The sequence below is a fragment of the Methylobacterium sp. 190mf genome (assembly GCF_900107945.1).
Lineage (GTDB): Bacteria > Pseudomonadota > Alphaproteobacteria > Rhizobiales > Beijerinckiaceae > Methylobacterium.
Genome location: NZ_FNVI01000036.1, coordinates 1 through 26,683 on the forward strand (window position 1 = coordinate 1; position 26,683 = coordinate 26,683).

The 26,683-nt window shown below is 65.8% G+C and carries 27 protein-coding genes; 11 read left to right on the top strand and 16 right to left on the bottom strand.

Annotated features, from left to right (window positions below; all coding sequences use genetic code 11):
- A partial coding sequence (locus C4T42_RS28130) for a cytochrome b/b6 domain-containing protein (RefSeq protein ID WP_181049231.1) occupies positions 1-348 on the bottom strand: 348 nt, incomplete at its 3' end.
- A gap of 174 nt (positions 349-522) precedes the next feature.
- Between C4T42_RS28130 and C4T42_RS28135 the strand changes: the two genes are divergently transcribed.
- Together C4T42_RS28135 and C4T42_RS28140 are read left to right on the top strand one after the other, a co-directional pair.
- Positions 523-1,509 (top strand): AraC family transcriptional regulator, encoded by a 987-nt coding sequence (locus C4T42_RS28135; RefSeq protein WP_020096138.1) that lies wholly within the window; start codon positions 523-525, stop codon positions 1,507-1,509.
- Between the two features lie 664 nt (positions 1,510-2,173).
- Complete coding sequence (locus tag C4T42_RS28140; protein ID WP_020096139.1) at positions 2,174-3,040, top strand: alpha/beta hydrolase; 867 nt, start codon at positions 2,174-2,176, stop codon at positions 3,038-3,040.
- 198 nt (positions 3,041-3,238) lie between these two features.
- Here the strand turns inward: C4T42_RS28140 and C4T42_RS28145 are convergent, their stop codons facing one another.
- Both C4T42_RS28145 and C4T42_RS28150 read right to left on the bottom strand, forming a co-directional pair.
- A complete protein-coding gene (locus C4T42_RS28145) occupies positions 3,239-5,950 on the bottom strand; it encodes a hypothetical protein (RefSeq protein ID WP_020096140.1) in 2,712 nt (903 codons plus the stop codon).
- 11 nt (positions 5,951-5,961) lie between these two features.
- Entirely contained in the window at positions 5,962-7,899 is a 1,938-nt protein-coding gene (locus C4T42_RS28150; RefSeq protein WP_103986288.1) for an amylo-alpha-1,6-glucosidase, read from the bottom strand.
- Positions 7,900-7,902: 3 nt separating this feature from the next.
- Here C4T42_RS28150 and C4T42_RS31660 point away from each other — a divergent pair, with 3 nt between their 5' ends.
- Entirely contained in the window at positions 7,903-8,094 is a 192-nt protein-coding gene (locus tag C4T42_RS31660) for a hypothetical protein (RefSeq protein ID WP_146074056.1), read from the top strand.
- Positions 8,095-8,130: 36 nt separating this feature from the next.
- Positions 8,131-8,394 (top strand): hypothetical protein, encoded by a 264-nt coding sequence (locus C4T42_RS28155; protein WP_020096142.1) that lies wholly within the window; start codon positions 8,131-8,133, stop codon positions 8,392-8,394.
- A gap of 7 nt (positions 8,395-8,401) precedes the next feature.
- On the opposite strand, the gene C4T42_RS28160 is transcribed toward C4T42_RS28155, so the two are convergent.
- The 10 genes from C4T42_RS28160 to C4T42_RS28200 form a co-directional block, all read right to left on the bottom strand.
- Positions 8,402-8,614, bottom strand: a complete 213-nt coding sequence (locus C4T42_RS28160) for a zf-HC2 domain-containing protein (protein WP_020096143.1) — start codon at positions 8,612-8,614, stop codon at positions 8,402-8,404.
- A gap of 41 nt (positions 8,615-8,655) precedes the next feature.
- The gene (locus C4T42_RS28165) at positions 8,656-9,300 is read right to left on the bottom strand and encodes a sigma-70 family RNA polymerase sigma factor (protein ID WP_103986289.1); all 645 of its coding nucleotides are present in this window, start codon (positions 9,298-9,300) and stop codon (positions 8,656-8,658) included.
- 4 nt (positions 9,301-9,304) lie between these two features.
- Entirely contained in the window at positions 9,305-9,877 is a 573-nt protein-coding gene (locus C4T42_RS28170) for a chlorite dismutase family protein (protein ID WP_026605405.1), read from the bottom strand.
- A gap of 479 nt (positions 9,878-10,356) precedes the next feature.
- Positions 10,357-10,617, bottom strand: coding sequence for a hypothetical protein (locus C4T42_RS31665; protein WP_146074057.1), 261 nt, complete (start codon positions 10,615-10,617; stop codon positions 10,357-10,359).
- Positions 10,618-11,796: 1,179 nt separating this feature from the next.
- The gene (locus C4T42_RS32145) at positions 11,797-11,955 is read right to left on the bottom strand and encodes a hypothetical protein (protein ID WP_181049232.1); all 159 of its coding nucleotides are present in this window, start codon (positions 11,953-11,955) and stop codon (positions 11,797-11,799) included.
- Positions 11,956-12,094: 139 nt separating this feature from the next.
- Complete coding sequence (locus tag C4T42_RS28180; RefSeq protein WP_103986291.1) at positions 12,095-12,865, bottom strand: SDR family NAD(P)-dependent oxidoreductase; 771 nt, start codon at positions 12,863-12,865, stop codon at positions 12,095-12,097.
- 2 nt (positions 12,866-12,867) lie between these two features.
- The gene (locus C4T42_RS28185; protein ID WP_103986292.1) at positions 12,868-15,168 is read right to left on the bottom strand and encodes a xanthine dehydrogenase family protein molybdopterin-binding subunit; all 2,301 of its coding nucleotides are present in this window, start codon (positions 15,166-15,168) and stop codon (positions 12,868-12,870) included.
- Positions 15,165-16,172 carry a xanthine dehydrogenase family protein subunit M gene (locus C4T42_RS28190; protein ID WP_103986293.1) on the bottom strand — a complete coding sequence of 336 codons (1,008 nt, stop codon included), beginning with the start codon at positions 16,170-16,172 and terminating at the stop codon, positions 15,165-15,167. Before C4T42_RS28190 ends, C4T42_RS28185 begins: the two co-directional genes overlap by 4 nt.
- Before the next feature lie 13 nt (positions 16,173-16,185).
- Positions 16,186-16,818: a 2Fe-2S iron-sulfur cluster-binding protein gene (locus C4T42_RS28195; protein WP_103986294.1), complete on the bottom strand. Its 633-nt coding sequence runs from the start codon at positions 16,816-16,818 to the stop codon at positions 16,186-16,188.
- 66 nt (positions 16,819-16,884) lie between these two features.
- Positions 16,885-17,574 carry an SDR family NAD(P)-dependent oxidoreductase gene (locus tag C4T42_RS28200; RefSeq protein WP_103986295.1) on the bottom strand — a complete coding sequence of 230 codons (690 nt, stop codon included), beginning with the start codon at positions 17,572-17,574 and terminating at the stop codon, positions 16,885-16,887.
- Between the two features lie 100 nt (positions 17,575-17,674).
- Between C4T42_RS28200 and C4T42_RS28205 the strand changes: the two genes are divergently transcribed.
- Positions 17,675-18,607 carry a LysR family transcriptional regulator gene (locus C4T42_RS28205; protein WP_026605408.1) on the top strand — a complete coding sequence of 311 codons (933 nt, stop codon included), beginning with the start codon at positions 17,675-17,677 and terminating at the stop codon, positions 18,605-18,607.
- Between the two features lie 14 nt (positions 18,608-18,621).
- Here the strand turns inward: C4T42_RS28205 and C4T42_RS28210 are convergent, their stop codons facing one another.
- The 3 genes from C4T42_RS28210 to C4T42_RS28220 form a co-directional block, all read right to left on the bottom strand.
- Positions 18,622-19,338, bottom strand: coding sequence for an SDR family oxidoreductase (locus tag C4T42_RS28210; protein WP_020096153.1), 717 nt, complete (start codon positions 19,336-19,338; stop codon positions 18,622-18,624).
- Positions 19,339-19,393: 55 nt separating this feature from the next.
- Positions 19,394-20,068 carry a peroxiredoxin-like family protein gene (locus C4T42_RS28215; protein WP_020096154.1) on the bottom strand — a complete coding sequence of 225 codons (675 nt, stop codon included), beginning with the start codon at positions 20,066-20,068 and terminating at the stop codon, positions 19,394-19,396.
- An 83-nt stretch (positions 20,069-20,151) separates the two neighbouring features.
- Positions 20,152-20,787, bottom strand: coding sequence for a glutathione binding-like protein (locus C4T42_RS28220; protein WP_020096155.1), 636 nt, complete (start codon positions 20,785-20,787; stop codon positions 20,152-20,154).
- 122 nt (positions 20,788-20,909) lie between these two features.
- Here C4T42_RS28220 and C4T42_RS28225 point away from each other — a divergent pair, with 122 nt between their 5' ends.
- From C4T42_RS28225 to C4T42_RS28250, 6 genes are all read left to right on the top strand, one after another.
- The gene (locus C4T42_RS28225; protein ID WP_103986296.1) at positions 20,910-21,815 is read left to right on the top strand and encodes a LysR family transcriptional regulator; all 906 of its coding nucleotides are present in this window, start codon (positions 20,910-20,912) and stop codon (positions 21,813-21,815) included.
- Positions 21,816-21,912: 97 nt separating this feature from the next.
- Positions 21,913-22,683, top strand: a complete 771-nt coding sequence (locus C4T42_RS28230) for an enoyl-CoA hydratase/isomerase family protein (protein ID WP_020096157.1) — start codon at positions 21,913-21,915, stop codon at positions 22,681-22,683.
- A 176-nt stretch (positions 22,684-22,859) separates the two neighbouring features.
- Complete coding sequence (locus C4T42_RS28235; protein ID WP_103986297.1) at positions 22,860-23,486, top strand: substrate-binding domain-containing protein; 627 nt, start codon at positions 22,860-22,862, stop codon at positions 23,484-23,486.
- A 103-nt stretch (positions 23,487-23,589) separates the two neighbouring features.
- Complete coding sequence (locus C4T42_RS28240) at positions 23,590-24,705, top strand: carbon-nitrogen hydrolase family protein (protein ID WP_020096159.1); 1,116 nt, start codon at positions 23,590-23,592, stop codon at positions 24,703-24,705.
- Positions 24,706-24,808: 103 nt separating this feature from the next.
- The gene (locus C4T42_RS28245) at positions 24,809-25,105 is read left to right on the top strand and encodes a DUF485 domain-containing protein (RefSeq protein WP_026605410.1); all 297 of its coding nucleotides are present in this window, start codon (positions 24,809-24,811) and stop codon (positions 25,103-25,105) included.
- 12 nt (positions 25,106-25,117) lie between these two features.
- Entirely contained in the window at positions 25,118-26,674 is a 1,557-nt protein-coding gene (locus C4T42_RS28250) for a cation/acetate symporter ActP (protein WP_103986298.1), read from the top strand.
- Positions 26,675-26,683 lie beyond the last annotated feature (9 nt).

Below are 26,683 nucleotides of genomic sequence, written 5' to 3' on the forward strand. Positions count from 1 at the left end.
GGCGAGCTTGAGCCGCAGCGTGTCGCGGACCGTCTGCACGATGTCGCGTGGACGGATCGGCAGGAGGCGCTCGCGCAGGCGTCCGGTCGCGAGGCCGTAGACGAGATAGGCGCCGCCGTTGGCAACCAGCAGCCACATGGCGGCGAAATGCCAGAGCAGGCTCTCGGCGGCCCAGGAGCCGAGCCGGATCGCCTTGGGGAAGTACACGCCGTGGATGATGACGGAATCGTCGTAGATGCCCCAGCCGGAGCCGATCAGAACCACCATCGCCAGCGCGTTCGTCCAGTGCATCACCCGCACCGACAAAGGGTGCAAGCGATGTCCGGATGCGATCACGTTCTTTGTCATGATCTCGGATGCCCTTTACGTTTACCGATCAAATCCACGGGGGCTAAATGATAGTATTGTTGATATAATTACATGTCAACTAAAGTCTGTTGAAAGTTATTCACGACAATTTGATGGCAGAACGTGCTCGACGTCGGTAACACTCGAGCGATGACAAACGCATGCGGAGGATCCATGTCGGGCGATATTCTCTCAAGTTTGTTCTCCACGTTGTCCGTGCAGGTTCAGGCATTTGCGTACTGCGAGATCCAGGCCGGGTGGCAATTGGCAAAGAACGGCATGACGGACGCGATCCTCGTCCACTACGTTTTGGCAGGCTCCGGAACGATCGCCGTCGAAGGTCAAGAGCCTCTGTGTTTCGGGCCAAATCACATGGTGATCCCGCCTCGCGCTAGGCGGCACGCAATCGGTTTCGCCGGAGCCACCCGAACAGTTACAGCTGAAGACGCGCGCCGGGTCTTTCCGGATGGACTCATCGCGCTGACCGCCGGTGATGGCAGCCGCGACATCTTATTGGCGTGCGGATCCATTTCGGCGCGATACGCCGGCGCCCTCGGCCTGTTCGACCGCCTGCACGAGCCCTTGATCGAAGATCTGTCGGGCAACGGCCAACTGCGCCACGCTTTCGCATTCATGGTCGAAGAGTTAGTCCGACCAAGTCTCGGGACGCAGGAGGTCACGAGTGCGCTGATGAAGCAGTGCTTGGCGATCCTGCTTCGGATCCATCTGCAGGAGAGAGGAGCTCAGTCGCCGATCTTCGAAGCGCTGCGCGATCCGAGATTGGTCCCGGCAATCGCGGCAGTCCTTGATGCGCCAGGGGCGCCGCACACGGTCGAGAGCCTGGCAGCGCTCTGCGGGATGAGTCGCTCCGGTTTCGCCGAGCGCTTCTCTGCCACATTCGGCGAGGGACCGATCGAGTATCTGCAGCGCGCGCGACTTCGGTTGGCAGCCAAGTTGCTGACGTCCTCGCCCATGTCCGTAAAGGTCATATCGGAGAGCATCGGCTACGCCAGCCGCAGCTACTTCTCGCACACTTTCAAGGCCACTTACGGGTGCGATCCGAGCGCGTACCGGGTTCGAGCCGCGAACTTGGCTAGAGAGCTGGAGCCGCCGTCCGACCTTGGAGGCGCCATTGCATGGCGGAACCCCGAAGAGCCTTGAGCGTGCATGTTGATGAGATGGTTCCGGGTTCGACACAAGCATCAAGGGCACTGTCATGATCGACAGGGGCGTTTTCGCCAGGATGACTCACTTATGGAAGCCGCGCGGCGTGCGTTATCGTTCAAATCTGGTGCTGTGCTGTGGCTTCGGTGGTTTGAGGAAGCAAAACTGGCTATAAGCGAGCAGCGGAGGCGCTGCTTGAGATCCTCGCACGCAATAATCCACTCCGGGGAGCGTCGCGGTGCTCAGGCGGAGCGGAGGTCCGAATATCGACCGCTTGCAGCGGCCTGCTGAGATCGAAGCTTGTCGTGCGGCGGGCCCGAAAGCTTCCAACAAACTGGTCTGCTCCATCGATCGATCATACTGGCTGTGATCGGGGTATGGATGCTCGGCCTCGTTGGGACGGTACTCGTGCTCAGTCGCCTATAAGCTTTCTCCGGAGTCTGTCTCTCCTGTATGAGGATCATTGATTGGTTCGGAAGCAGTGCCACGTCTGCTTCCGGCAATCTTCTTGTCTGGATCTCGCAATCGCGAGCGAACGGCGCAGGACCGCGACCTCTGTGTCATGGGCGAAGTTGCGCACTCCCTGCGGGCACGATCGACTTTCAATTACGAGGTTCTGCCGTCGTCGCGCCTCGTCCTCCAAAATCAGAAGGGATGTCTCATGCCTCCGCTCGTTGAACCCGGCACGCACAGCATCGCCGTGAACGGTGTGGATCAGCATTATCGCGTCTCTGGTAGTGGGCCTTATTGCATCGTGCATGCCGGCGGGCCCGGCATCGAGGCCAGCTACTTGCGAATGCCCCTGCTCGAACAGAACCTGACCATGGTATACTTGGACCCGATTGGGACGGGGTTGTCTGGACGCCTCGCGACCCATCCTATGGGGTACAGCGTAGACCGCTTCTCCGATCAGGTGCTCGCTTTCATCGACGCTGTCGGTATCGCCAATCCTTACCTTCTCGGCCACTCGCACGGTGCCTTCGTGATGCTGGATGCGGCGCTCAAGCGACCGGTCGGCGTCGCGGGCCTGATCCTGTACGCGGGCGCGGCCTACACGGGTGGTGACTTCATGGCAGCCGCGGGCGCCGAGATCGCCGCCTTCGTGGTCCGACACGAGGGGACGGCGGAAGCCATAGCGGTCGAGAAGGCTTGGGCCTCGATCCCCACTATTCGCACCGACGCGGCATATACTGCGGCGTTGCGCGACCTTCTTCCAGCCTATGTCTCGGATTTCCGGCGGCGGCTCGACCTTCTGGAGACCATGCGGCGCCAGCTCCAGGCGACCATGCTCGTCGGCGATGGCCAAGTCTTCGACGTCCGCGATCGCCTCGCAACATTGCGGGCTCCAACCCTCGTCGTGACCGGAACCGACGACTTCATCCTCGGCCCACGCCATGCGGCGTTGCTGGCGGATCTGCTTCCGCAGGCGCAGCTCAAGATCTTCGAGGAGAGCGGCCACTTCGTCCATATCGAGGAGCCCTACGCGTTCGCGGAGACCGTCATCCGGTTCACAGGGCGTCCAGGCTGAGCTTCGTCCATCGTAGGTCGGCCAGGACGGGCTTAAGGACCGATCCCGGCACGTGCGCGCTTTTAGCGACGCGCTCACGCGCCACGGCGGCTATCGGCGGTTCTCATCCATCGACGCGCTGAACCGACTGGTGATGGACGAGATCCTCGAAGCGTTCCTCCCCCGCCGGCTAAGTCGCCGCCGGGGCGCCACCAACGCTCAGGATTGGATGGCGCGGGTCGTTGGCAGGGTGGCAAGGCGACCGGGCCTGAGAAGCAGCGCCACCAGGCCCGTCCACCCGGTCTGATGCATCGCTCCGAGGCCTGCGCCCGTTTCGCCGTCGAAATATTCGTGAAAGGGAATGCAGTCGCGCACGTGGGGATCGTCGGCGAGCGCGCCGTAAGATGCAAGCACTGGCCGGCGGCCGTCAGGGCCGCGCAGGAACAACCGGCAAAGTCGGCGGCTCAACTCGTCGGCGATCTCCGGCAGGCTAAGGTAGCGACCGGATCCGACCGGACACTCGAAGCGGGTCTCATCACCGTAGAACGTTCCGAAACGGTCGAGCGCCTCGATGAGAAGGATGTTGATTGGCATCCAGATCGGGCCGCGCCAATTGGAATTGCCCCCAAACGTGGCGGTCGTTGACTCGGCCGGTTCGTAGTCCACGGCGTAGTGTGCCCCATCCCAATCCAGCACGAAGGGATGTGCGGCATGCGCCTTGGATAAGGAGCGGACACCGTAGTCGGATAGCAACTCGGTCTCGTCGAGCATGCGCGCCAGGAGCGCCTTCATGCGGTGTCGGCGCAGCAGCGACAGCAGCATCCGGTCACCATCCGGGCCGGGCGGCGGTCCCTCGCCCGCGCCCTGGCTCCAGTGCGAGACCAGGGCGGCGAGATCCGGCCGGTTGCGCAGCATCCACTCCGCCCGGCGCGCGAAGCCGGGGAAGCGATCGCGCAACGCGATATCAAGCACCTCCACGGCGCAAAGTGGGATCAGCCCGACCAGCGAGCGCACGCGCAGCGGCACCGTTCGGCCATCGGGCAGGTTCAGGACGTCGTAGAAAAACTCATCCCTCTCGTCCCAGAGCCCGACCCCGCTACCGCCGATGTCGGTCATCGCCGCGGCGATGTGGAGAAAGTGCTCGAAGAATTTGGTCGCAATGTCCTCATAGACCGGGTCCTCCGCGGCCAGTTCAAGGGCGATCCGCATCAAGTTGAGGGTGTACATCGCCATCCAGGCAGTTCCGTCGGCCTGGTCGATGGTGCCGCCGGTCGGCAGTGGCGCCGAGCGGTCGAAGATCCCGATGTTGTCCAGCCCAAGGAAGCCGCCTTGGAAGACGTTGCGGCCGTCTGCGTCCTTCCTGTTCACCCACCAGGTGAAGTTCAGCATGAGCTTGTGAAACACCCGCTCCAGGAAGATCCGGTCGGGCCGCCCTGTGAGAGCCGCATCCATCTGATAGACGCGCAAGGCCGCCCAGGCATGCACCGGCGGGTTGACGTCGCCGAAGGCCCATTCGTAAGCCGGCAGCTGACCGTTGGGATGCATGTACCACTCGCGCGTCAGCAGCACGAGTTGGCCCTTGGCGAAGTCGGGGTCGATCAGCGCGAAGGTCACGCAGTGGAAGGCGAGGTCCCAAGCCGCGTACCAGGGGTATTCCCAGGTGTCGGGCATCGAGACGATGTCGGCGTTGTTGAGGTGCGCCCAATCGCTGTCGCGACCGCGACGCCGCTCCGGGGGGGGCTCCGGCTGTGTCGGATCGCCCATCAGCCAGCGGCGCACGTCGAAGTTGTAGAACTGCTTCGACCAGAGCATGCCAGCGAGCGCTTGGCGTTGGACGAGGCGCGCGTCGGGGTCGGTCATGCCGTCCTGAAGAACGGCGTAGAAGGCGTCGGTCTCCGCAATCCGGCGCGCGAACACCGCCTCCGAACCCGCCTCATCGAGGCTCGGCGCGTCAGCCGGGCATAGCCGGTAACGGAGGACGATCGTCTCGCCGGGGGCCAGCACGTGCCGAGTCAGCGCCGCGCACTTGGTGCCCTCGTTGAGCGGGTTCACGCGCGTGCGGGTTCCCGCCACCACGTCGTCGTTGATCGCATCCTTTGGGTGGTACGATCCGCCCGCACCGAAGAGGCGAGCTGAGTTGGTCTCGTTCTCGCAGAACAGGAACTCGGCCGGCTGCAGAGCCGTGAACATCCGTGGGGGGCCGGCTGCCCGTGTCGCCTCGACGCGTGAACCGTCGACGCGGCGAAGGAGCGGCCGCTTGGGATCCTTGTGCCACGACCACGTGTTGCGCGACCATAGGTGGGGCAGGACGTGGATCTCGGCCGCTTCCGGTCCACGATTGATGACCGAGACCCGCATCAGCACGTCTTCCGGCCCGGCCTTGGCGTACTCGATCGCGACGTCGAAGCAGCGGTTCTCTGCCAGCACCCCGGTATCGGCGAGTTCGTACTCGGGTACGTCGCGGCCCTTGCGCCGCCGGTTCTCAGCCACGAGGTCGGCGTAGGGGAACGCCGCGTGCGGATACCTGTAGAGCATCCGCATGTACGAATGCGTCGGCGTGCCGTCGAGGAACCAGTACAGTTCCTTAACGTCCTCGCCGTGGTTGCCCTCCGCGTTGGTCAGACCGAACATCCGCTCCTTGAGGATGGGATCATGCCCGTTCCAAAGGGCCAGCGCGAGGCACCAGAGCTGCTTGTCATCGCTGAAACCGGCGATGCCATCCTCGCCCCAGCGGTAGGCCCGCGAGCGTGCGTGATCGTGGGGCAGGTAGTCCCAGGCGGTGCCGTCCCGGCTATAATCCTCGCGGACCGTGCCCCATTGCCGCTCGGCGAGATACGGACCCCAACGGTGCCAGCCCTCCGCGGCGCAGTTCCGCAGGCGGCGGCCCTCCTCGGTCTCGAACAGGGGGGAAGTCTTCCGGTCCTCGGGCATCGTGGTCTCCTTCAGAACGCTTCGAGGCCAAGCATCCGGCGAATGCGGATATACTCGCCGAGCGACCATGCCTGGAACGGGCAACCGCCGGGCCCGTGGGGTGCATCGCCGTCAGCGACCTCGCTGACATGACCGAGACCCGCCACGCCAAGGTGTTGCTCCAGCGGCGGCAGGAAACGGGCCTGCCCCTCCTTCAGGGCTGCCTCGCTGCGGCCCCGTACGGAGAGCCACGCGTCGACGAAGGGGCCGAGCAGCCAGGGCCAGACCGTACCCTGGTGGTAGGCTCCGTCTCGCCTCCGTGCGTCACCCCCATAACGACCGACGTAGGCGGGATCGTTCGGCGACAGGGTACGCAGGCCAAGCGGCGTCAGGAGCTCGTCCTCGACCGCATCGACGATGGACTTGGCGGACTCGCCGGTCAGCAGCGGAAACGGCAGGCCGCCGACGACGAAGATCTGGTTCGGACGCAGCGACGCATCGTGCGCGCCTGGAACGTGGTCGACATCGACCACGTCGAACAGGCCGCCGGCCGGGTTCGGGAACCGCCCGGCGAAGCTCGCCCGCGCCATCGCCTCGATCCTGGAAAAGCGTGGCTCCCAGCGCGTCGCCGCGATGTGGAGAGCGTTGATCCAGAGGGCCTGGATCTCGACCGGCTTGCCGATGCGAGGCGTGACGACCCAATCGCCGACCTTGGCGTCCATCCACGTAAGCTGTAAGCCGGGCTGACCGGCCGCAATCAGGCCATCCGCATCGGCCCGGATGCCGAAGCGGGTGCCGGCGGCGTAGCCGTCGAGGATCGCAAGGCAGGCTGCTCGGAGCGCCGGTTCGGATTGGGGGCTGCGCCCGGCCGCGCCCGAGGCTGCCAGGAAGTCGTGCACGGCGATCACGTACCAGAGCGAGGCGTCGACGGAATTGTATTCCGGCTGCTCACCGGAATCGGGGAAGCGGTTGGGCATCATGCCCTCGCTCACCGCACCGGCCCAACCCGTCAGGATAGCCTCGGCGGTTTCGAGATCGCCAATCGCCAGCAGCAGGCCGCGCAGGGCGATGAAGGTGTCGCGGCCCCAATCCGTAAACCAGGGGAAGCCCGCCATCAGGGTGCTGCCCCGGCCTCGATCGACCCGGTAGCTTCCGGCGCTCCGACGGAGCGTTGGACCTGCCCGCGCAACGCGCGCCGTGGCGACCATCCGGTCCGCCAAGGCCCGGACGCGGACCGGCGCGCTCTCGCCCGCGCGCAGCAACATGAGCCCGGGCTCGGGGTGCGCAAGGTCGAAGCTGAAGCTGCCGGGCGCCGCGAGATCCTCGACGCAGTCGAGCCCGCGCGCCTGCTCCGCGACATAGATGAATTGGTGGTACCAGTCCGGCGCATGCCGATAGGTGCCGGTGGTCAGGGCGGAGATCGCGGGCCGATCCGGGTAGGGGCGCCACGTGACGCAGGATCCGATTTCCGCGCCGCGAACCTGCGGCGTGAAGTCGAAGGCCGGGTTGGCAGATTGCAGGGCGTGATAGTCCCGTCCCGAGAGCAGCGGGACGACGGCGAGCGCACAGGGCCCGGCGCCTGAGATTCGCCGCCAACGTAGCAGCGTGTCGCAGGAATCGGGGTCGACCAACAGCTCTTGGGTGATCTCGGTGCCGTCTGCGAGCCGAAACGTCCAGGTCGGCCAGGGCTCGCGGGTGAAGGCCGCCACCCGCTCGAAGCCCCGCGGATGGATCACGTCCGGATGGTAGCGCTGGGTGCTAAGACCGGTATGTCCGGCCGCGGTCTCGACCCATGCCTCGATGCCGTTGACGAGAACCGTCCGACCGGCCGGCGGGTGCGCCGCCGTGAGCAGGAGCGCGTGGTAGCGGCGCGTCCGGACGCCCGAAACGGTGCCCGAGGCGAAGCCGCCGAGCCCGTCGGCCTCCAGCCACTCGGAATCCTCACCCGGCAGGGGCATCGCGTCAGTCATTCCGTGTCCCGCTCCGCCCGCGCGCCATCCGGCGTGCGCCGCCACACACAGATCTGGCGCGCTGCCGGCACTCAGGATCATGGCGCGATCATCGCGCCGAGGAGAACCCCGATGTTCGATCCAGCCCGCGCCCTTCCTCCGGTCGTCGGCGTGATCGCGGCCTTCTTCAGCCTGATGATCGTCGTCTTCGCCTGAACGCTTCCCGCTCCGAACCACGAAGGGACCAAGACCATGACCCGATCTGCTTTCGCCGCCATTGCTCTCATCGCCATCGCCGGTCTTCCGGCCCACGCCGCGCCGGTCGACCACTTGCCGGCCGCGGTCGGCGCAGCATCGACGATGCCACAGGCACCGTTCCGCCACGTAGCGTCGAACGGGACCACCAAGCCGACGGGCTCGGCCCTCGACGGACGCGTGGGGACCACCGCGGCGCTCGACCGGAAGAGCCGCGACCTACACCACCTGATCGCGACCTCGATCTGCACCGGCTGCTGACTGGCGCTCACCGCGAGGCCTCCCGCAAGGCCGCTACGAGTTCGTCCTCGCGAGTGGCGTCGAGGGGCGGATGCGGGAGCCGGCCGAGAGCGTCGCGCGTCAGCGCGATCTGCCGCACGAAACGCAGGCAGTTCTTGCAGGTCGCGAGATGAAGCCGGATGCGCCATCGAACGTATCCGGATACCTCCGCGTCCACGAACGCGCTTGCCTGCTCCGCCACCTCTCGACACCGCATTCAATCATCCTCGCCCGTACGGCTCGTCACGTTCGCGCTGCGTCGCGGCTCAACGCCTCGAATACCCTTCGGATCTTCAGCCTCGCCCGATCGAGCAGCGCGCGCTGACGCGCCTGGCTGAGGTCGAGCAGTTCCTGCGTCTCACGTGGGCCGAAACCCTCGACATCGCGCAGCCGGATAACCGCGGACTCGTCCGGCGGCAGGGCGGCGATGGCCGCTTCGACCGCGTGCCAGACCTGCCGCCCCGCGAGCCCCCGCTCCAGGTCGATCTCGCTCCAGTGCCATGGCGCCTCGCGCCAATGGCCGTCGGCCAGGAAGGCGTCGGCGTCGAAACCGGACCCCGCGTGCTCGTCAAGGCGAGGCATGAGTTCGGCGAAGGTCGCGGTGCGCCTAGCCGAGACCGAGGCCTTGCGCGCGATGTTCAGGACGATCCCGGTCAGCCACGTGCCTAGGGACGAGCGCGCCTCGAATCCCGCGATGTTGCGCATCACCGCGATCCAGGCCTCCTGCACCGCTTCCTCGGCCGCGTCCGGCGGCAGGTGCGCGCTACGGGCGATCGCCACGAGGCGCACATGATAGCGACGCACTAGAACTCGGAAAGCAGCTTCCTCACCGAGCCGCAGCCGCGGTAGCAGGACGTCGTCGCCCGGTTCAGTGCCGGCCGCCGCCACCGGATCAATTCGCCGCGACACGCGTCAGCCGGATATCGACTTCGCGCTCGACGAAAGTCCACTCGTGGGTCGCGCGCAGGGCCGCGACGAGCGCCTCGAAGGCGGACTCGTGCTCGGGCGCAAACTCGAACCAAGTGAGAAAGTCGAATGGCTCGCCGAGGTCGCGGCAATGATGCAGGCGGCGCGCCACCGCCGGCAGGTAGCCGAGGCCGATGCGCGTGTGATGGGAGGTTTCCTCGAAGATCGCCCTGCGCTCGTCCTGAGCTAACCCCCACCAGCTCGGCGATTTCTTTATCGGGATAAGAGCGGCCCGCGTTGCCGTAGGTCGGTCCAGAGATGGCTGCACGGCGCCTAAACAGTCAGCTTCGCCGCGGGTTGTGTAGCGCAAGTTGCTTACCGTGCCGCGCAGTCGCCAAGCCACGCTGGCGGCTGTGCATAAAGGTGTTTCGGAGGGGCAACCGAGATGATTGATGGAGAGTCGGGCTGAATACGGCAGCCCATCGCCGGCTGGCGTCTGGGTACGCGTCACCCGCCAGATGCCGGTTTCGCCGCCAACGAACTCAACTGTACTGACCATGCCGTGTCTCTCCGGGTGATGGTTCTTCGCCCGAACCATCCGTCGCGTTACGCGGTCGACCGCCGATAGGCGTCGAGGTGGGTCAGCGTGACAATCTTACGATCGCACCAAAGCCGAGTTCTTCATGAAGAAGCTCAAGGTAGATGGCATTAAGACAGCATTGTCCAAGATATTCCACAATGAGATGCCTGCTATAACGTGCTGCATTTACATGACGAAAGTCAGCGAAACTGGTGCGGTGCGCTCATATTCCTACACATCATATCGGTCAGGAGCAAAGCGCATAAAGCGCACTCAATGTTCTCACCTTAATATTTGAGGACGTGGGGGCTTGCATTTACGATGTAGATCCGATGAAGCCGTAAGAGGCGCTTCAAGTTTGGGAGAATTTCTCCAGGATTTGTAGATATGCATCTGCCGACCCTGCGCGCGCCTTCGCCGGAGTTCATGTAGGCCGCGACTGACCATAACGAAGCGGATCAGCCCTGATGCTTATGTCGAAGATCGATGCATCTGGCGGGATCGACACTCTCTGTGCGCAGGGTCCAGACGATGCGCCCACTTTCCCGCGCTTTCAAAAAGACCGCGTTGGCGCCAAGCGCTGCCATATCAAGATCAATAGTCCGAGCCGTAGCGATGGCGATCTCGACGGTAAAGGCTTCGACGATTTGTGTGTAGAGCGTGGGGCCAACTGTCCCATCGGAGTGTCGATTGACGACGCAGTAGAGATAGTCAGCCATTACACCCCGCCGCGGGTTGCTGGATGCGAGCGGCGTCCGCTGGGATTTGATACTCCGGGCGAACTGCCCGCAATCAAGCTTAGCATCTTGAGCGACGCGCTTTTAGAAGGGTTGTTATGGCAAGATCCCTGAGAGGGTTGAGCGTGCAGGCGGTAAATTGCGTTCGAATCGGACTTCAGTCCTCAGAGCATTGTCACAATCAGCGCCGTACAGTCTCGCCAGGAAGTTCCGATTGTGGAAGCCACGCGGCGTGCTGTATCGTTCAAATTTGGTCCTGCGATGCTGCAATGGTGTTCCAAGGAAGCAAATCCGCCTATAAATCGCGGGCGGGATAGCCGTCGCGAAGCTCCCCTGTGACGATTCGCTCGCAGTGCGCACTCCAGAAAGTGCTGTTTTTGGACATCTCTCCGGCTCGCATCTCGATCGCTTAGAAGAGTGGGTCGAAGCCTGCTGCCAGGTCAGTGACGAAGTTGCGTCGTCGCCGCGGTCACGATCCGAGATCTAGATTTGGGGTTCTGCCGCCGTCGGGCCTCGTCGTCCAAAATAGGAAGGGATGTCTCATGCCACCGCTCGTTCAACCCGGCAGGCACAGCATCGCCGTGAACGGCATGGATCAGCGTTATCGCGTCTCTGGTAGCGGACTTCTCGATGCAAGGCGCCCCTCCATCAACGCCAACCACGCTTGCGCTTTCGTTGGAGCCGTTACGATCCGTCAGAGAATCTGCGGATGACCGAGTCCGTATTATCGATCGCGAAGGCTTATTCTGGCTCAGCGATGCACAGTGGGCGGTGATGGTCCCTCATCTGCCTACCGGGATCGCTGAGCATCTTGACGGTCGTCGCACACTTTCAGGCATCGTCTATGTCTCGTTGACGGGAACCAAGTGGACGGATTGCCCAGCAGTATATGGTCCGCGCGGTTCCACTTACCGGCGCTTCAGCCGGTGGCGCCATCGACCTTTCTGGTCTGCCATGCTGAAGAATCTGTCCGATGCTGGGTGGACCGAGGAAGCTCGCGCCCTCGATCCCGTCGCGATGACGCGATCACGTCCGCGCCGGCGCGGCCTGAGGATCGACCGCAAGTGGCGATCGCCGAAGCGACAGTCCGACCGACGCGCTACCAGGTAATCGGCGTCCACAAGACTGAACATGTGGCAGATATCCTGCCGCTACGTCGTCTCACCAGTTGTAGCTGATGCCCGCCAACCCCTGTCTCGCCCGACCGTAGAAGCAGGCGTTGGCCGTCTGGCCATACAGGCGGCGATCACGCACCCCTTGCGCGACAGCCCGGTCGAAGGTCAATCCAACCGCCTCAAGCTGATCAATGGGCAGATGCACGGTCGGATCGCCTTCGACTTTCTGCGGCAGCGGGTCCCTTACGTGGCATGATCTACGGCCAAAAGCCGATGTGGCTGCACCTATCAGCCCTCGAACGTCCGTTAGCGCCAGAGGTGCGGATGAGCCCGGATTTCGAGCACTAGGGCAGCGGCACGCCGGAAAGCGAAGCGCAGCGGTCGAACAGCGCCTCCTGCAAGTCAACGCTACGGGTGCCGGGCTCCGGCGATTTCTCGCGCTGGTGATAGAAGTACCGGCCCGTGACATGGGTCGCCGGGTCATCCCCGACTGCCAGCCACGCCTGGGTCACGGGCGCGGCGGCCATATCGTCCGGTGCACCGGGACCGCCCATACGGGTCGGTACCCAGCCCGGTTCGAGGGCGTTCGACCGTACCGCGGGCCACCGTCGTGCCACGCCGAAAGCCAGCAGGACGTCCAGGAACTTCGTCTCCGCGTAAGCCTGCGGACCGCTCCAGCGACGCCTGGTCCATTGCAAGTCGTCCATGTCCGGGATGCCGCTCGGATGCATGCCCGAGCTCAGGTAGACGAGGCGGTCGGGCTTCTCCACCAAGGCCGTGAGCAGGTAGGGGGCCAGAACATTGATCGCGAAGAGATGGCACAGTCCATCCTCGGTCTCGATTCGGCGGGCTTCCCGATAGCCGATGCCGACATTGTGGATGACGGCGTCGAAGCGCCCGATCGCGTTGGCCTGCTCGGCCACGGATCGCATCCCGGCGATCGTGGCGACATCTCCGATGACGACACGGATCGCGTCCGGAAGCGACCGTCGCGCAGCCTCGCCGCGATCGTTGTTCCGTGCATGCAGCACGACGGCATGGCCGTCCCGGGCCAGGCGCTGGCCCGCCATGAGCCCGAGACCGTCCGAAGATCCAGTGATGAGGATGCGGGCCATCGTCAGACCTTCAGCAGTGCTTCGGCTAGGATCGGCGTTTGCCGGAGACGCCTCCCAGTGGCGTGCCAGACCGCGTCCGAGATGGCCGCGGCGACACCGGTGATACCGATCTCACCAACGCCCTTCACTCCGGCCGGATTGATGAACGGATCGGGATCATCGAGAAACGTGACGTCGATCGTTGGGACATCGAGGTTCACCGGGATCATGTACTCGGCAATATTCGTGTTGGTGAACCGGCCGAAGCGCGGGTCCATGTGCGTCGCCTCGAACAAGGCTTGGCTCATCCCCCAGGTGATGCCGCCGATCAGCTGGCTCTCGGCGAGCTTGGGGTTGAGAATGCGTCCGCAAGCATAGACCCCGGTGAGCTGCCGCACCCGGATCAACCCAAGATCGGGATCCACCGCGACCTTGGCGAAGATGGCGCCGAAACTGTGCATCCCGCGCGGCCCCTCACGCGCATCGCGTTCCGGATCGCCGGAGCGAACCTGACCTACGCCGCCGGGGTCGAAATAGCCGTCGCACGACAGCTCGGTGAGCCCTGCGCGGCGCAGAACCGTTGTGACCGTCTCGCCCGTGCCGCCGCCGGCGGCGAAGATGCGACCGTCGTGCAACTCCAGATCATCGACGGTGCGGCCATGCAGCGGGCACTCGTCCTGCCCGGTGGCCATCTCCAGCAGCTTGGCCTTCAGGTCGCGCGCGGCCTTCATCGCAGCGGGTGCCAGCGAGCCTGTCAGGGAGGCGCCCGCCTGCATCGGCGCCTCGGGCAGTGAGCTATCGCCGATCAGCGCCTGTACCGCGTCGATCGGCAGAGCGAGTTCGTCGGCGACGATCTGGCGAAGGAAGGTCGCGCTGCCGGTGCCGATATCGGTCGCGCCGGAGGCGACATGCGCTGTCGCGTCCGCCCTGATGGTCACGCGCGCCTGCGCGCGCTGCCGGTAGACCGTATGCGAGGCGCTCGCCATGCCCATGCCGACCAGCATCCCGTCCGCGCGTGTCGAGCGCGGTTCGGGATTGCGCGAGGACCAGCCGAACCGCTCCGCACCGACACGATAGCAATCCTTCAGCCGCTTGCTCGACCAGGGACTTCCATCGACCGGATAGACATCCGCGTGGTTGCGCAAGCGTAACTCGATGGGGTCGATGCCGAGTTCTGCCGCGAGTTCATTGAGCGCGCATTCCTGCACCAGCATGCCGGGGGCTTCGCCGGGCGCCCGCATGAAGGTCGGCGCCATCACGTTGGCGCGCCGGAGCCGGCAGCGCGTCTCCAGCGCCGGCAGGTCGTACATGAAGGTGAACGGATACCAGCTCGGCTCGACCCAATCCTCCCACGCAGGCGTGGCAGAGAGTTTGGTCACATCGGCCGCGACCAGTTTGCCGTCGCGCGTCGCGCCCAGCCGAAGGTCGATGCGCTGCTCCTCGCGGAAGCCGACCGAGGTGTACATCTGGGCACGGCTGAGCACGAGCCGCACGGGTCGGCCGACCTCGCGCGCCGCCAGCGCCACCAACCAGCTATGGGGCCAGACCGGCCCCTTGCAGCCGAAGCCGCCGCCGACATAGTGCGTCACCACGCGGACGTTCTCGCGCGGCAGGCCGAGCAGCTTGGCCATCCCGTTGCGGTGATTGTAAACGTGCTGGCTGGTCTCGTAGAGCGTCAGGCGATCCGCGTCGTCCCAGACTGCGGTGGAGGCGACCGGCTCCATCGGGTTGTGATGGTTGTTGGAGAGCTGCCAGCTGCCTTGGATCGCCACGTCGGCGTCATTGAGCGCAGCCGCTCCCGCGCCGCGCTTAACCGCGCCGGGAAGGTACCCGGCGAGGAAGCCGAGCCACACTCGCTCGGGCTCGTGATAGGCTTCGCCGGAAAGATCGGTGCCGCCGTCCAGGCCGACAACCGGTTCCTCTTCCGCAAACACATAATGAATGACCGCCGCCGCGTGCTGCGCGGCCTCAAGCGTCTCCGCCAAAACCAGCCCGATCGGCTGGCCGGCGAAGTGGATTGTCATGTCGGCCATCGGCACGAAGGCCGAACCGTACATGATGTCCCAATCGGGCTGTTCGGGCTCGCTCGGTAGCTTCGGCATCGTCTCGGGGGTGAAGACGCGCACGACGCCGGGCACCGCCTCGGCGGCGGTCGCGTCCACCGAGCGGATCGCGCCGCGGGCGATCGGGCTGGGCACTAGCACGGCGTGCAGCAAGCCGGGCACGGCGATGTCGCCGGTGTATGCGATCGCGCCGGAGACCTTGAGACGCGCTTCGGTGCGGGACATCGGGCGGCCGGTGAAGGGCTGGATGGCGGCCTTCATGCGCGTGTCTCCGCATGGCGACGAGCGAGAGTCTGCAGCGCGCGGCCAATGGCAGCCCGGGCCTGGGGAATCTTGTAGGCATTGCCGGATTGCGGACGTGCGCCGTCCAGGGCCCCGTCGGCGAGGCGAGCGAGCGCTGACGCGTCGTCGGGACGATGTCCGGCCAGGAGCTCGGTCGCTCTCTCGAAGCGCCACGGTTTCGACGCGAGGCCACCCAGCGCGAGCCGCGCTTTGCGGATCGTGCCGTCCGCCTCGAACTCCACGGCGGCGGCAACTGAAACCGAAGCGTACTCATACGAGCTGCGATCGCGCACTTTCAGGTAGTGCGACTGGCGGCTCAAAGCACTGATCGGTACGGTCACACCAGTGACGATTTCGTCGGCGGCAATCACCGTCTCAATCTCCGGCGTCTGGCCCGGGAGGCGATGCAAATCGGCTGCGGCCACGCTGCGCGCGCCGTCCGGGCCGTGCAGATGAACCGCGCCGTCTAGGGCCACCAGCATGACTGCGAAGTCTCCGGGATAGTTGGCGATGCACTGCTCCGATATGCCGAGGACTGCCAGATTACGGTTTTCGCCAGCCATCGCGCCGCATCCGCTCCCGGGGTCGCGCTTGTTGCAGGGAAAGTGACGATCGCGGAAGTAGACGCACCGCGTCCGCTGGAGCAGGTTGCCGCCGATCGACGCCATGTTGCGTAGCTGGGCGGAGGCCGCGAATAGCAGTGACTCCGAGAGGCCTGGAGCATGTGCGCGCACGGCCGGATGACCGGAGACATCGCTCATCCGGGCGAGCGCGCCGATGTGGAGTGCTCCGTCCGTCTTTTGAATCGCGTCCATGCCGGGCAGGCGATTGACGTCGATCAATACCGTGGGATGCATCACACCAGACTTCATCAGGTCGATTAGTGTCGTGCCGCCGGCGAGAAAACGTGCACCTGGATATTCGCGTGCGAGATCCAGCGCCTCATCGCGTGTTCGTGGCTCGATATAGCTGAAGGGCTGCATGGCGGATCCTCCCTCAGGCATCTCCGGGGGCGGTGGTCTCGGCCACCTCGCGCACGGCGGCGACGATGTTCTGATATGCGGCGCAACGGCACAGGTTGCCGCTCATCCGCTCGCGGATTTCGTGCTCATCGAGGTCTTCACGGCCGGTGAAGGGCCGCGACGGATCGGTAGCCGCGCTCGGGCAGCCCTGGTCAACCTCCGCCAGCATGGCAACGGCGGACACGATCTGTCCGGGCGTACAATAACCGCACTGAAGCGCGTCGTGCTCGACGAAAGCGCGTTGCATCGGGTGAAGCGTGCCGTCGCTTCCGGCAAGTCCCTCGATGGTGGTGATGGCGCCGTCGCGCGCCGATAGCGCCAGCGTCAGGCACGACAGAACACGTCGACCGTCGATCATGACCGTGCAGGCGCCGCAGGCGCCGTGATCGCAGCCCTTTTTGGTGCCCGTAAGCTTCATCCGCTCGCGCAGTGCGTCGAGCAGCGTCGTCCAGGGCTCGACGCTCACCTCACGGGTCACGCCGTTGACATGTAGCCGCAAAGGCACCGCTGTGAGGGGATCAAGTACGGCGAAGGTCGGCTCGGGCGGCACCGATCCGTGGGATGATGGACGGTGCTGTGCTTCCGCCGAGGCTGCTTTGATCACCATTCCCGAGCTCCTCAAGTGCCCCTGCCTGCTGTGGTGCTCAATCGATTCGCGTCGGAGGGCGCGCGGTCACCAGGGGAGCGGGTTGTTGAATCGATCGACATAGCGCAGCCCGGCCTTGCCTCGGTTCGCATCGACCATGTCGACCACGAGCGGGATGCTTTGCTCCACGGACAGAATGGCGTCGCTGCCGCCCATCTCGGTCCGTACCCAGCCCGGAGCGACGAGGAGCAGCGCGTGCCTGTCATCGGCGTGTTTCGCCGCATAGCCCTTCATAAGCATGTTGAGCGCAGCCTTGCTGGACGCGTAGAGCTGCCAGGAACCTGTGGCGTTCGCGATGCTGCCGAGCTCCGAACTCATGATCGCGATGGTTCCGCCGGTCGGCACCAGATCCCGCAGAATTTCGACTGCACGCACGGGCGAGAAGGCGTTGGTCAGCATCATGTCGAGAAAGTCCGTCTCGCGCGCGCCGACCGGACTCGCCTCGATATCGCGCGCGATGCCCGCATTGATGAACAGGACATCGACGCGTCGACCGCCCAGGCGCTCGCGAAGCGCGCGAACCGTGCCCGCATCGTTGATGTCGACCACCTCGACCTCGAGGCTGCTGGGGAAGCGGGTCGCGAGTTTCTCGAGCGGATCGGAGCGGCCTCGCGCCGTGGCGATCACGCGCCAACCGCGCCCGAGCCACTCCTCCACGAGGGCAAGACCGAGCCCGCGCGATGCACCGACGACGAGCGCCGTAGATTGCCCTGTCATGCCAGCCTCCTTTGCATTGGCTCAGCTCTATCTGGCGCAGAAGCGGCTCAGGAATTAGCGTCGTTCTGTCAGATCATTCCGGACCGGGAATCATGGAACGATGCCGTATGACAGTCGGCTGCTGGCCGGGGTGACGATCCTGATGGCGGTGGTCGAGGCCGGAACTATGACTCGGGCCGCCGAGGCCCTAGGTCTCACTCAATCGGGGGTGGGACGCGCCATTCAGCGCCTGGAGGCCCGTGTCGGCGTTCGGCTGCTCGATCGCACGACCCGGACCTTGCGGCTCACCGACGAGGGGCGACGCTTCTGGGAGCGGGTCGGCCCGCATCTCGACGGGATCGAGGACGCGGCCCTGGAGGCCGCTGGCAGCGCTCAGACGGTGCGCGGCCGTCTGCGGGTGAACGTCGATCCGTTCTTCTCGCGCTTGGTCCTGTCGCGGGAGCTGACGCGCTTTCTCGCGATCCACCGCGAACTGCGGCTCGAACTCATCATGCGAGACCAGATCGGTGACCTCGTCGCCGACGGGTTCGATATGGCGCTCCGGTTCGGGGATCCGCCGGTGGCGGGCTTCACCGCACGCAAACTCCTGGAGACCCGAATCCTCACCGTCGCCGCGCCAACATACTTGGCGGCGCACGGCCGCCCCGCGCACCCGCGCGACCTGATCGATCATACGTGCATCGACTATCAAGATCCGCTGACAGGGCGTCCCTTCGAATGGGAGTTCCGCCGCGGCAACGAGGTCGTGCCGGTGCGGCAGCCGGCACGCCTGATGGTGTCGGATGTCGAGACGATGATCGGCGCCTGTTGCGAAGGTGCGGGGATCGCTCAGGTCATGCAACTCGGCAGCCGGAACATCGTCGCGAGCGGCAGGCTCGTCGAGATCTTCCCGGACTGGCCGGATGAGACCTTCCCCCTGTACGCGATCTATCCATCGCGGCAGCATCGCGCCGCCAAGGTCCGTGCCTTCACCGAATGGTGCCTGCAGCTGCTCGGCGGCGACAACGAACTCGATGCCGCGGCAATACGTTGAGCGGCGTCTCGACGCTACAGCGCCGCCCGGCCGATCGAGGCACCGCCGTCGACGTAGAGCGTCTGCCCCGTCATGAACGCCGCCCCGTCCGACATCAGGAACGCGATGGCTGCCGCGATCTCCTCCGGCCGTCCGAAGCGGCCCACCGGCACCCCGGCGAGGTAGCGCTGTTCGCCCGGGCTGCCCGGTGGGTTGTTGGCGCGAAACAGCTCCGTCTCGGTCGGCCCAGGCGCCACCGCGTTGACGGTGATCCCGGTCGTGGCGAGTTCGAGCGCCCAGGAGCGGGTGAAGCTGACCAGTGCCGCCTTCGCGGCCGCGTAGGCCGTGCGCTCGACGCTGCCGAGGACGGTCAGGCTGGCGATGTTGACGACCCGGCCCCAACCGCGCTGCCGCATGCCCGGCAGGATCGCCTGCACGGTCTGGACCGCCGGGTGGAGGTTGACGCGCAAGACCTCGTCCAGCGCGGGGATCTCGACAGTTCCGAGCCGCTGTGGGCGCACCAAGCCCACATTGTTGACCACGCCGTCGAAGGCGAAGCGTCCGGTCAGCTCGGCGAGGACCGCATCGGTCGCCGCATCGTCGGCGAGGTCGACTGTCACTAGCGTGCCGGGGAAGCCGTCGAGACCGCCGCGCGCGAGGCCGACGACGTGGTGGCCCGCGCCGGCGAGGTGGTGGGCCAGCGCCAGCCCGATGCCCTTGCTGGCACCGGTCACGAGAAAGGTTCGGGACATCTTGAATCTCCTAGAGGCCGCGCGGACGCCGACGCGACCCGGGCGTCGTGTCTGATCAGGCGGAAACGGAAGCGGCGCGGCGGAGCGCCGGCAGCATGTCGTCGGGCTCGGGGCGGCGGGTGTAGTCCGGGTTCACCTCGGCGTAGAGGATCACGCCGTCCTGCCCGACGACGAAGCGCCCGGGCATCGGCAGGGTCCAGCTCGCGTCGCCGTTGAACGCCGGCAGGTCGTTCTTCAGGTTCTTATAAAGATCAACCAAGTAATCTGGCAGCATGAAGCGCAGGCCGAACGCGGCCGCGACCGCGTTGTGCGGGTCCGACAGGATCGGGAATCCGAGCGCGTTCTGGCGGACCGACTTCCGGCTATTGGCCGCTGTCTGCGGTGAGATGGCGACGAGGCTCGCCCCAAGCCTCTCGAACTGCGGCAGCGCCTCCTGGAGCGCCTGGAGTTCCATGTTGCAGTAGGGGCACCACACGCCGCGATAGAAGCTGATCACGAGCGGCCCGCGCGCCAGCAGGGTCGCGGAGGAGACGGGCTGCCCCTCCGGGTCGGTGAGCGTGAACGCCGGCGCCCGTTCTCCGGCCTTCAGGGCGCGGGTAGCAGCGCCGGAGGCGATCAGCTCCGCGGTGGCCCGGTGCATCGTCTCGATCACTGAGGGCGGGACATTGTAGGGCGGCTTGCCGGCCTGAAATTCGGCTTTGAAGGCGTCAAGCTTGGATTGCAGAGTCATGGATCTTCACCTTGGGTGAGAGGATGGTGGGCCGGCTCGCAGGGATGGATCGGCGTGGGACGAGTCCGGTGGCGTGCGGCCGGTCAGGTCTGCGGGATGAGCGCGTTCACCCGCTCGACTGCACGCTGGACAGCGGGACGCGACGCGACCGAGTCGTACCAGCGGGCGACATGCGGCGTGTTCTCGAAGCTCACGCCGGCGAACTCACGCCGCCAGAGCCAGCCGAAATGGGCGATGTCGGCGATCGTAAAGGCATCGCCGGCGACGTGGCGGCGTTCAGCCAGGATGCCATCGAGCACGCCCAGCGTGCGGTTCGCTTCGGCCGAGAAGCGAGCGATGGCGAGCGGCTGCGGCTCCGCGGCCTGACGTTGGAAGAAGCCCGCCTGCCCGAATGCCGGGCCGAGCCCGGACGCGTGGAAGAACAGCTGCTCGAACACGCGCGCCCGGCCCTCGCCGTCCGGCGGCATGAGCCGGCCGCTCATCTCGGCGAGGTAGACCAGGATCGCCGCGGACTCGGTCAGGACCAACCGTCCATCGGCCGCCGTCGGATCGATCAACACCGGCACTTTCGCGTTCGCGTTCAGCGCCACGAACGCTGGTGCCTTCTGCTCACCCTGACGCACATTCACGCCGTGCAGGACGTAAGGGAGATCGAGTTCCTCCAGCGCGATGGGAACCTTGATGCTGTTGGGCGTGGCAAAGGCATAGACCTCGAACATGTCCACATTGCTCCGGCGGGACCACCGCGCCGATGCGGTGGAGACGGCCGGATTGATGCGCCTCCCCCGATGGACAGGGCAGACGGCACAGGGCGATAACGCTCATTCCAAGGAGGAATGGCGTGGACCGGTATCAAGCGATGGCCACCTTTGTGCGGGTCGTGGAGTCCGGCTCCTTCTCAGGCGCCGCCCGGCTCCTCAACGTCGGCCAGCCCGCGGTCTCCAAGACGATCGCGCAGCTGGAGAACCGGCTGCAGGTCAGCCTGCTCGTCCGCTCGACCCACGGCCTGAGCCCTACGGAGGCGGGCCTGCGCTACTACGAGCGGGCGCGGGCCGCCATCGCCGAGGCGGACGAGGCCGAGCGCGTCGCCCGCGGCGCGGGCGCCGGGCTCTCGGGGCGGCTGCGCGTCTCGGCGGCGACCACTTTCGCCCGGCTCCACGTGGTGCCGATGCTGCCGCGCTTCCTCGCCGAGCACCCGGATCTCGACATCGAGATCATCCTCGACGACCGGGTGATCGATCTCGTCAGCGAGGGGATCGACTTGTCGCTGCGCATGGGAGCGCTGCCAGACTCGGCCGCCGTCGCACGCAAGCTCGCGACCGGGGCGCGCTCGGTCCTCGCCACCCCCGGCTATCTCGCCCGCGCGGGCGAACCGCGCAGCCCGGCGGACCTCGCCGGGCACGAGGCGGTGATCTACAGCCAGCTGCCCGATGTCTGGTCCTTCACGCGGGACAGCACCGAGGTGTCGGTGACGGTGCATGGCCGCGTGCGGGTCAGCGCGGCCGAGGGCCTGCGTGCGGCCGTGCTGGCCGATATCGGGCTCACCATCGCGTCGGACTGGATGTTCGCTCCCGAACTGGCGAGCGGCGCGGTGCGGCGGCTGCTCCAGCCCTGGGCGTTGCCCGACATTGACCTGTGGGCGGTCTTCCCCACCGGCCGCATGGCCAGCGCCAAGGCACGTCTCTTCGCCGCCTTCGTCGAGGCGACGATGGTCGGGGCTCGGGAGCCCCATTCCACGGCGGCATAACCCTTATCGCTTCGCGGGGTCGTCCGCGGCCGAACGGATCCGTCTATCTCGTCCTCATGCCGACCGAACGAGTTCGGCCACCACGAGGACAGCACCGATGGCCCGTTTCGAGACCTACCGCGACGCCTTCCCCAACGCCCGCCTGACCCGCAAGCCGAACGGCGTTCTGGAAGTCATGCTCCACACCGACGGTGACAAGCTCGTCTTCAACGGCCACACCCATGAGCAGTTCGTCGACCTGTTCCACGCCATCGGCGAGGACCGCGACAACCGAGCGGTGATCCTGACCGGGGCGGGTGACGCGTTCATGGACGCGATCAACCCCGACGGCTTCGATTTCTTCACGCCGCAGGGCTACGACAAGATCCTGCGGGAGGGCCGCAAGGTGCTCAGCAACATCCTCGACATCGAGGTGCCGATGATCACCGCGCTGAACGGCCCGGTCCTGCTGCACAGCGAGTACGCGCTGCTCACCGACATCGTGCTGGCGACGCCCGACACGGTCTTCCAGGACAAGCCGCACTTTGAGTTCGGGATCGTGCCGGGCGACGGCATGCACATCCTGTGGCCTGAGGTGATCGGCTCAATCCGCGGGCGGTACTTCCTGCTGACGCGGCAGGTGCTGGACGCGCAGACGGCTAAGGACTGGGGCGTGGTCAACGAGATCCTGCCGCGGGACCGGTTGCTGACGCGGGCGCACGAGATCGCGGACGGGATCGCCGCCCTGCCGCCGCTCACGGGCCGCTATACGCGGATCGCGCTCACGCAGCGCCTGCGCCGTCTGGTCGAGGAAGGCTCCGGCTACGGCCTGGCCCTGGAGGGCATCAGCGCCGCCGACGTGGCGCGAAGCATGGCCCCGGCGGTTTGATCGCTCGACTCGAACCTGCATCGCCCCAGGCGTGAAATCGCGGCTTGGGGCGATCCAAGTAGCCGCCGGGCGGCGTGCAGCCCATGCCGCCCTGACAGCCTGGGATCGGTGTCTTTCCCGTGCTGCCTTTGCGGGCGCCGTGCCGGCGGTGGAGCGTCCTACAGGATGAAACACAGATGGCGGGCCGCGTGCGAGCCGCCAGCATGGAAGGTATTGCCGCGTATTCCCTGTCGGCCAGATTTGCCGAGTTGACAGCGACAATGCCCGGTATCGTTGTCGAGCTTGTTTCCGAACGCCACCTCATCAATCTGACTAAGCACGAGCCCGACATTTCCGTGTCGTTCGTACCGCCCCAGGGCCCGCGCCTAAGTGTGCGGCGGGTTGGCGAATTTCGCTTGCCCCCGTTCGCCTCAAAATCATACTTGATCAGACGAGACGGGCCCGATACCCGCACCGACCTGCAAGACCACGACTTCGTGGATCATGTCGATGACCTCATCGCCATCGAGCCGGCGCATTGGCTGTCGGAGATCCGGAAGCCGACCGACGTGGTCTTCCGCTCCACTAGCATGGCCGCCCAGCAGAAGGCCGTCGCGGCAGGCGCGGGCATCGGCCTGCTGCCGCTCTTCTCGGCAAAGACCAACCCGGCGCTGGTCCCCGTGCTTCCGGACGCGGTAGTGGTGCGCCGCGATCTCTACCTCGGCGTGCACGAAGACATCGGATGTGTCGGCCGAGTTCGCGCGGTCACCCGCTTTCTCACCAGCCTGTTCACCGATGAGGCAGCCCATCTGAACGAATTTTGAGCAGAGGGCGGCATCAGCGCACTGCGCGTTGCATATTTCCGGCCTTCGCCGAATGGCGGGTCTCTGTTGAAACGGCGGTGTCCCTCGAATTGGAGCCGCGCGAATGCCCGCCGAATACCCGCAGTTCAAGGCTGCCGCCTGTCACGTCGCGCCGGTCTACCTCGACAGCGCCGGCTCCGCTGAGAAGGCCGTGGCGCTGATCGGCGAAGCTGCTCGCGCTGGTGCGGACCTTGTGGTCTTCCCCGAAGGCTACATGCCGGGCTTTCCCCTCTGGGTGGCCTTGCGCGCGCCGATCCACAACCACGACCTGTTCAAGCGACTGGCGGCCCAGTCCGTCCGACTCGACGGCCCCGAGATCGGCGCGGTGCGTGCCGCGGCGCGGCGGCACGGCGTTCTTGTCTCCCTTGGGTTCAGCGAAAGCACCCAGGCTAGCGTCGGATGCCTTTGGAACTCGAACGTGTTGATCGGGCGCGACGGCGCCATCCTCAACCACCACCGCAAGCTCGTCCCGACCTTCTACGAGAAGCTCGTCTGGGCGAACGGTGACGCCCGGGGCCTGCGCGTGACGCAGACCGAGATCGGACGGGTCGGCATGCTGATCTGCGGCGAGAACACGAACCCCCTGGCCCGCTACGCCCTCATGGCACAGGGCGAGCAGGTCCACATCTCGACCTACCCGCCGGCTTGGCCGACCCGCCCGCCGGGCGAAAGCGCGGCCTACGATCTGAAGCGGGCCATCGAGATCCGCGCCGGGGCGCACGCCTTCGAGGCCAAGGTCTTCAACATCGTCTGCTCCGCCGTCCTCGACGACATGGCGAGATCGGTCCTATGCGACGGCGATACCGCCCTGGCCGACATCGTCGAGCGGACGCCCGCGGGTGTCTCCATGGTCTTGGATCCGACCGGGTCACATGTCGTCGAGCCACACCAGGGTGGCGAGCGCATCCTCTATGCCGACATCGACGTCGCGGACTGCGTGGAGCCCAAGCAGTTCCACGACGTGGTCGGCTACTACAACCGCTTCGACATCTTCCAGTTGAACGTCGACCGGACGCCGCGTGAGCCGGCCAGCTTCGAGGCCGCGGCCGCAACCTCGTTCGCGCAAGGGGCCGACCGCGCGGGTGGTGACCCGGGCGCCTTTGGTCCGGTGCTCGCATGGTCGGGGCCTGACGGCGGCGACCAAGCCGTGGCTCCCCCGCTGCGGCGCCTGGGCAACTGAGGCATTCCCGACGCGGCCGGCTCCCATGGCAAGACCGCGCCGCCCCGAGAGTTTGCGTTCAGAACTCCCTTTTCTCGAATCCCACAAGCAATGGAGACCCGGCATGCTTTCGCCCGACAGGCATCCCGTTTCCGAGCACGATCACCGCATCATGGACCTCTCCCGGAAAAGAGCGCGGGTCGCCACGGCCCTGAGCGTCGTGATGATCCTGATGTACTTCACGTTCATGGGGATGTTCGCCTTCGCGAAGCCGACGCTTGGCACGATCCTCGTCCCGGGTCTCTCGCTCTGCATCCTCCTGGGGGCCGGCGTCATCGTCGGCTCCTTCTCGCTCTGCCTCGTCTACGTGGTCTGGGCGAACCGCTTCTACGACCCGGCCGTGCGCCGCATCACGAACTGAGGGCCGGGCACGATGCAAGCCGCGAACAATCCCCTCGCCGTCACCTTCTTCGTCGTCTTCATGGCGCTGACGCTCGGCATCACCTACTGGGCCGCTCGGCGAACGCGGACGACCGAGCAGTTCTTCGCCGCCGACGGGCAGATCACGGCTTGGCAGAACGGCTGGGCGCTGGCTGGTGACTTCCTCAGCGCGGCGGCGCTGCTGGGCATCGCCGGTATCATTACCTCGAACGGCTTCGACGGGCTGATCTACTCCATCGGCTTCCTGGTCGGCTGGCCGATCATCTCGTTCTTGATCGTCGAGCCGCTGCGCAATCTGGGCAAGTTCACCTTCGCCGACGTGGTCGCCTACCGCCTGCGCCAACGGCCGGTGCGGACGGCCGCGTCCGTCGGGACGCTGACCGTCATCCTCCTGTACCTGATCGCCCAGATGGTCGCGACGGGCTCACTGATCAAACTCCTGTTCGGGCTGCCCTACACCGTCTCGGTCATCGTGGTCGGGACAGCGATGCTCGTCTACGTGCTGTTCGGCGGCATGCTGGCGACGACCTGGGTGCAGGTCATCAAGGCGGTGCTCCTGTCCATCGGCGGCCTGATCCTGGCGCTGTTGGTGCTGGCGCACTTTGACATGAACCCGCTGCACCTCTTCTCGGCCGCGGCCGAGAAGTATGGCGACCGCGTGCTCCAGCCGGGCTCCAAGGTCGCTGGGAGCGGCTGGGACGCGATCTCCCTGGGTGTCGGGTTGATGTTCGGGACCGCCGCGCTGCCCCATGTCCTGATGCGGGCGTTCACGGTCCCGGACGTGAAGGAGGCCCGGATGTCGATCCTCTACGCGACCGGCATCATCGGCTCGTTCCACCTCCTCGTCTTCGTGATCGGATTCGGGGCGATGGTCCTCGTCGGACCCGAGATCGTGACCAAGGCCGGGGGCGGCGGCAACATGGCCGCCCCCCTCCTGGCCCTCACGATCGGGGGAAGCGGGTTCTTCGGCTTCATCTGCGCCGTGGCGTTCGCGACGATGCTCGCGGTCGTCGCCGGGCTGACGCTGTCCGGGGTGGCGACGGTCTGCCACGACCTCTGGGTCAACGTCGTTCGCCAGGGGCACTCCTCCGAGCGCGAGCAACTCACGGTCGCACGGATCGCGACGGTCGCCATCGCCGCCCTGGCGGTGTTCCTGGGCATCGTCTTTGAGGGCCAGAACGTCGCCTTCATGGCGGGGCTCGCCTTCGCCGTTGCGGCCTCCGCGAACTTCCCGGCACTGCTGCTGTCCATCGCCTGGAAACGGTTCACGACCCCGGCGGCAGTCGCCAGCATCCTGGTCGGGACGTTCTCCGCCCTCCTGATGATCTGGCTGTCACCCACCATTCAGGTCGACGTGCTCGGGAAAAACCTCACCGAAGTCTCGCGATCTTGGTGGTTCATCCCGATGAAGAACCCGGCCATCATCAGCATGCCGCTATCCTTCCTCGTGGCGGTCGCTGTCTCACTCATCACCCGGGAGGAAGGCGCCGAAGTCACCTTCCGTGAGATGCGCCACCGGATCATGTTCGGTAATACCAAGTCTCGTTGAGCAGGACTC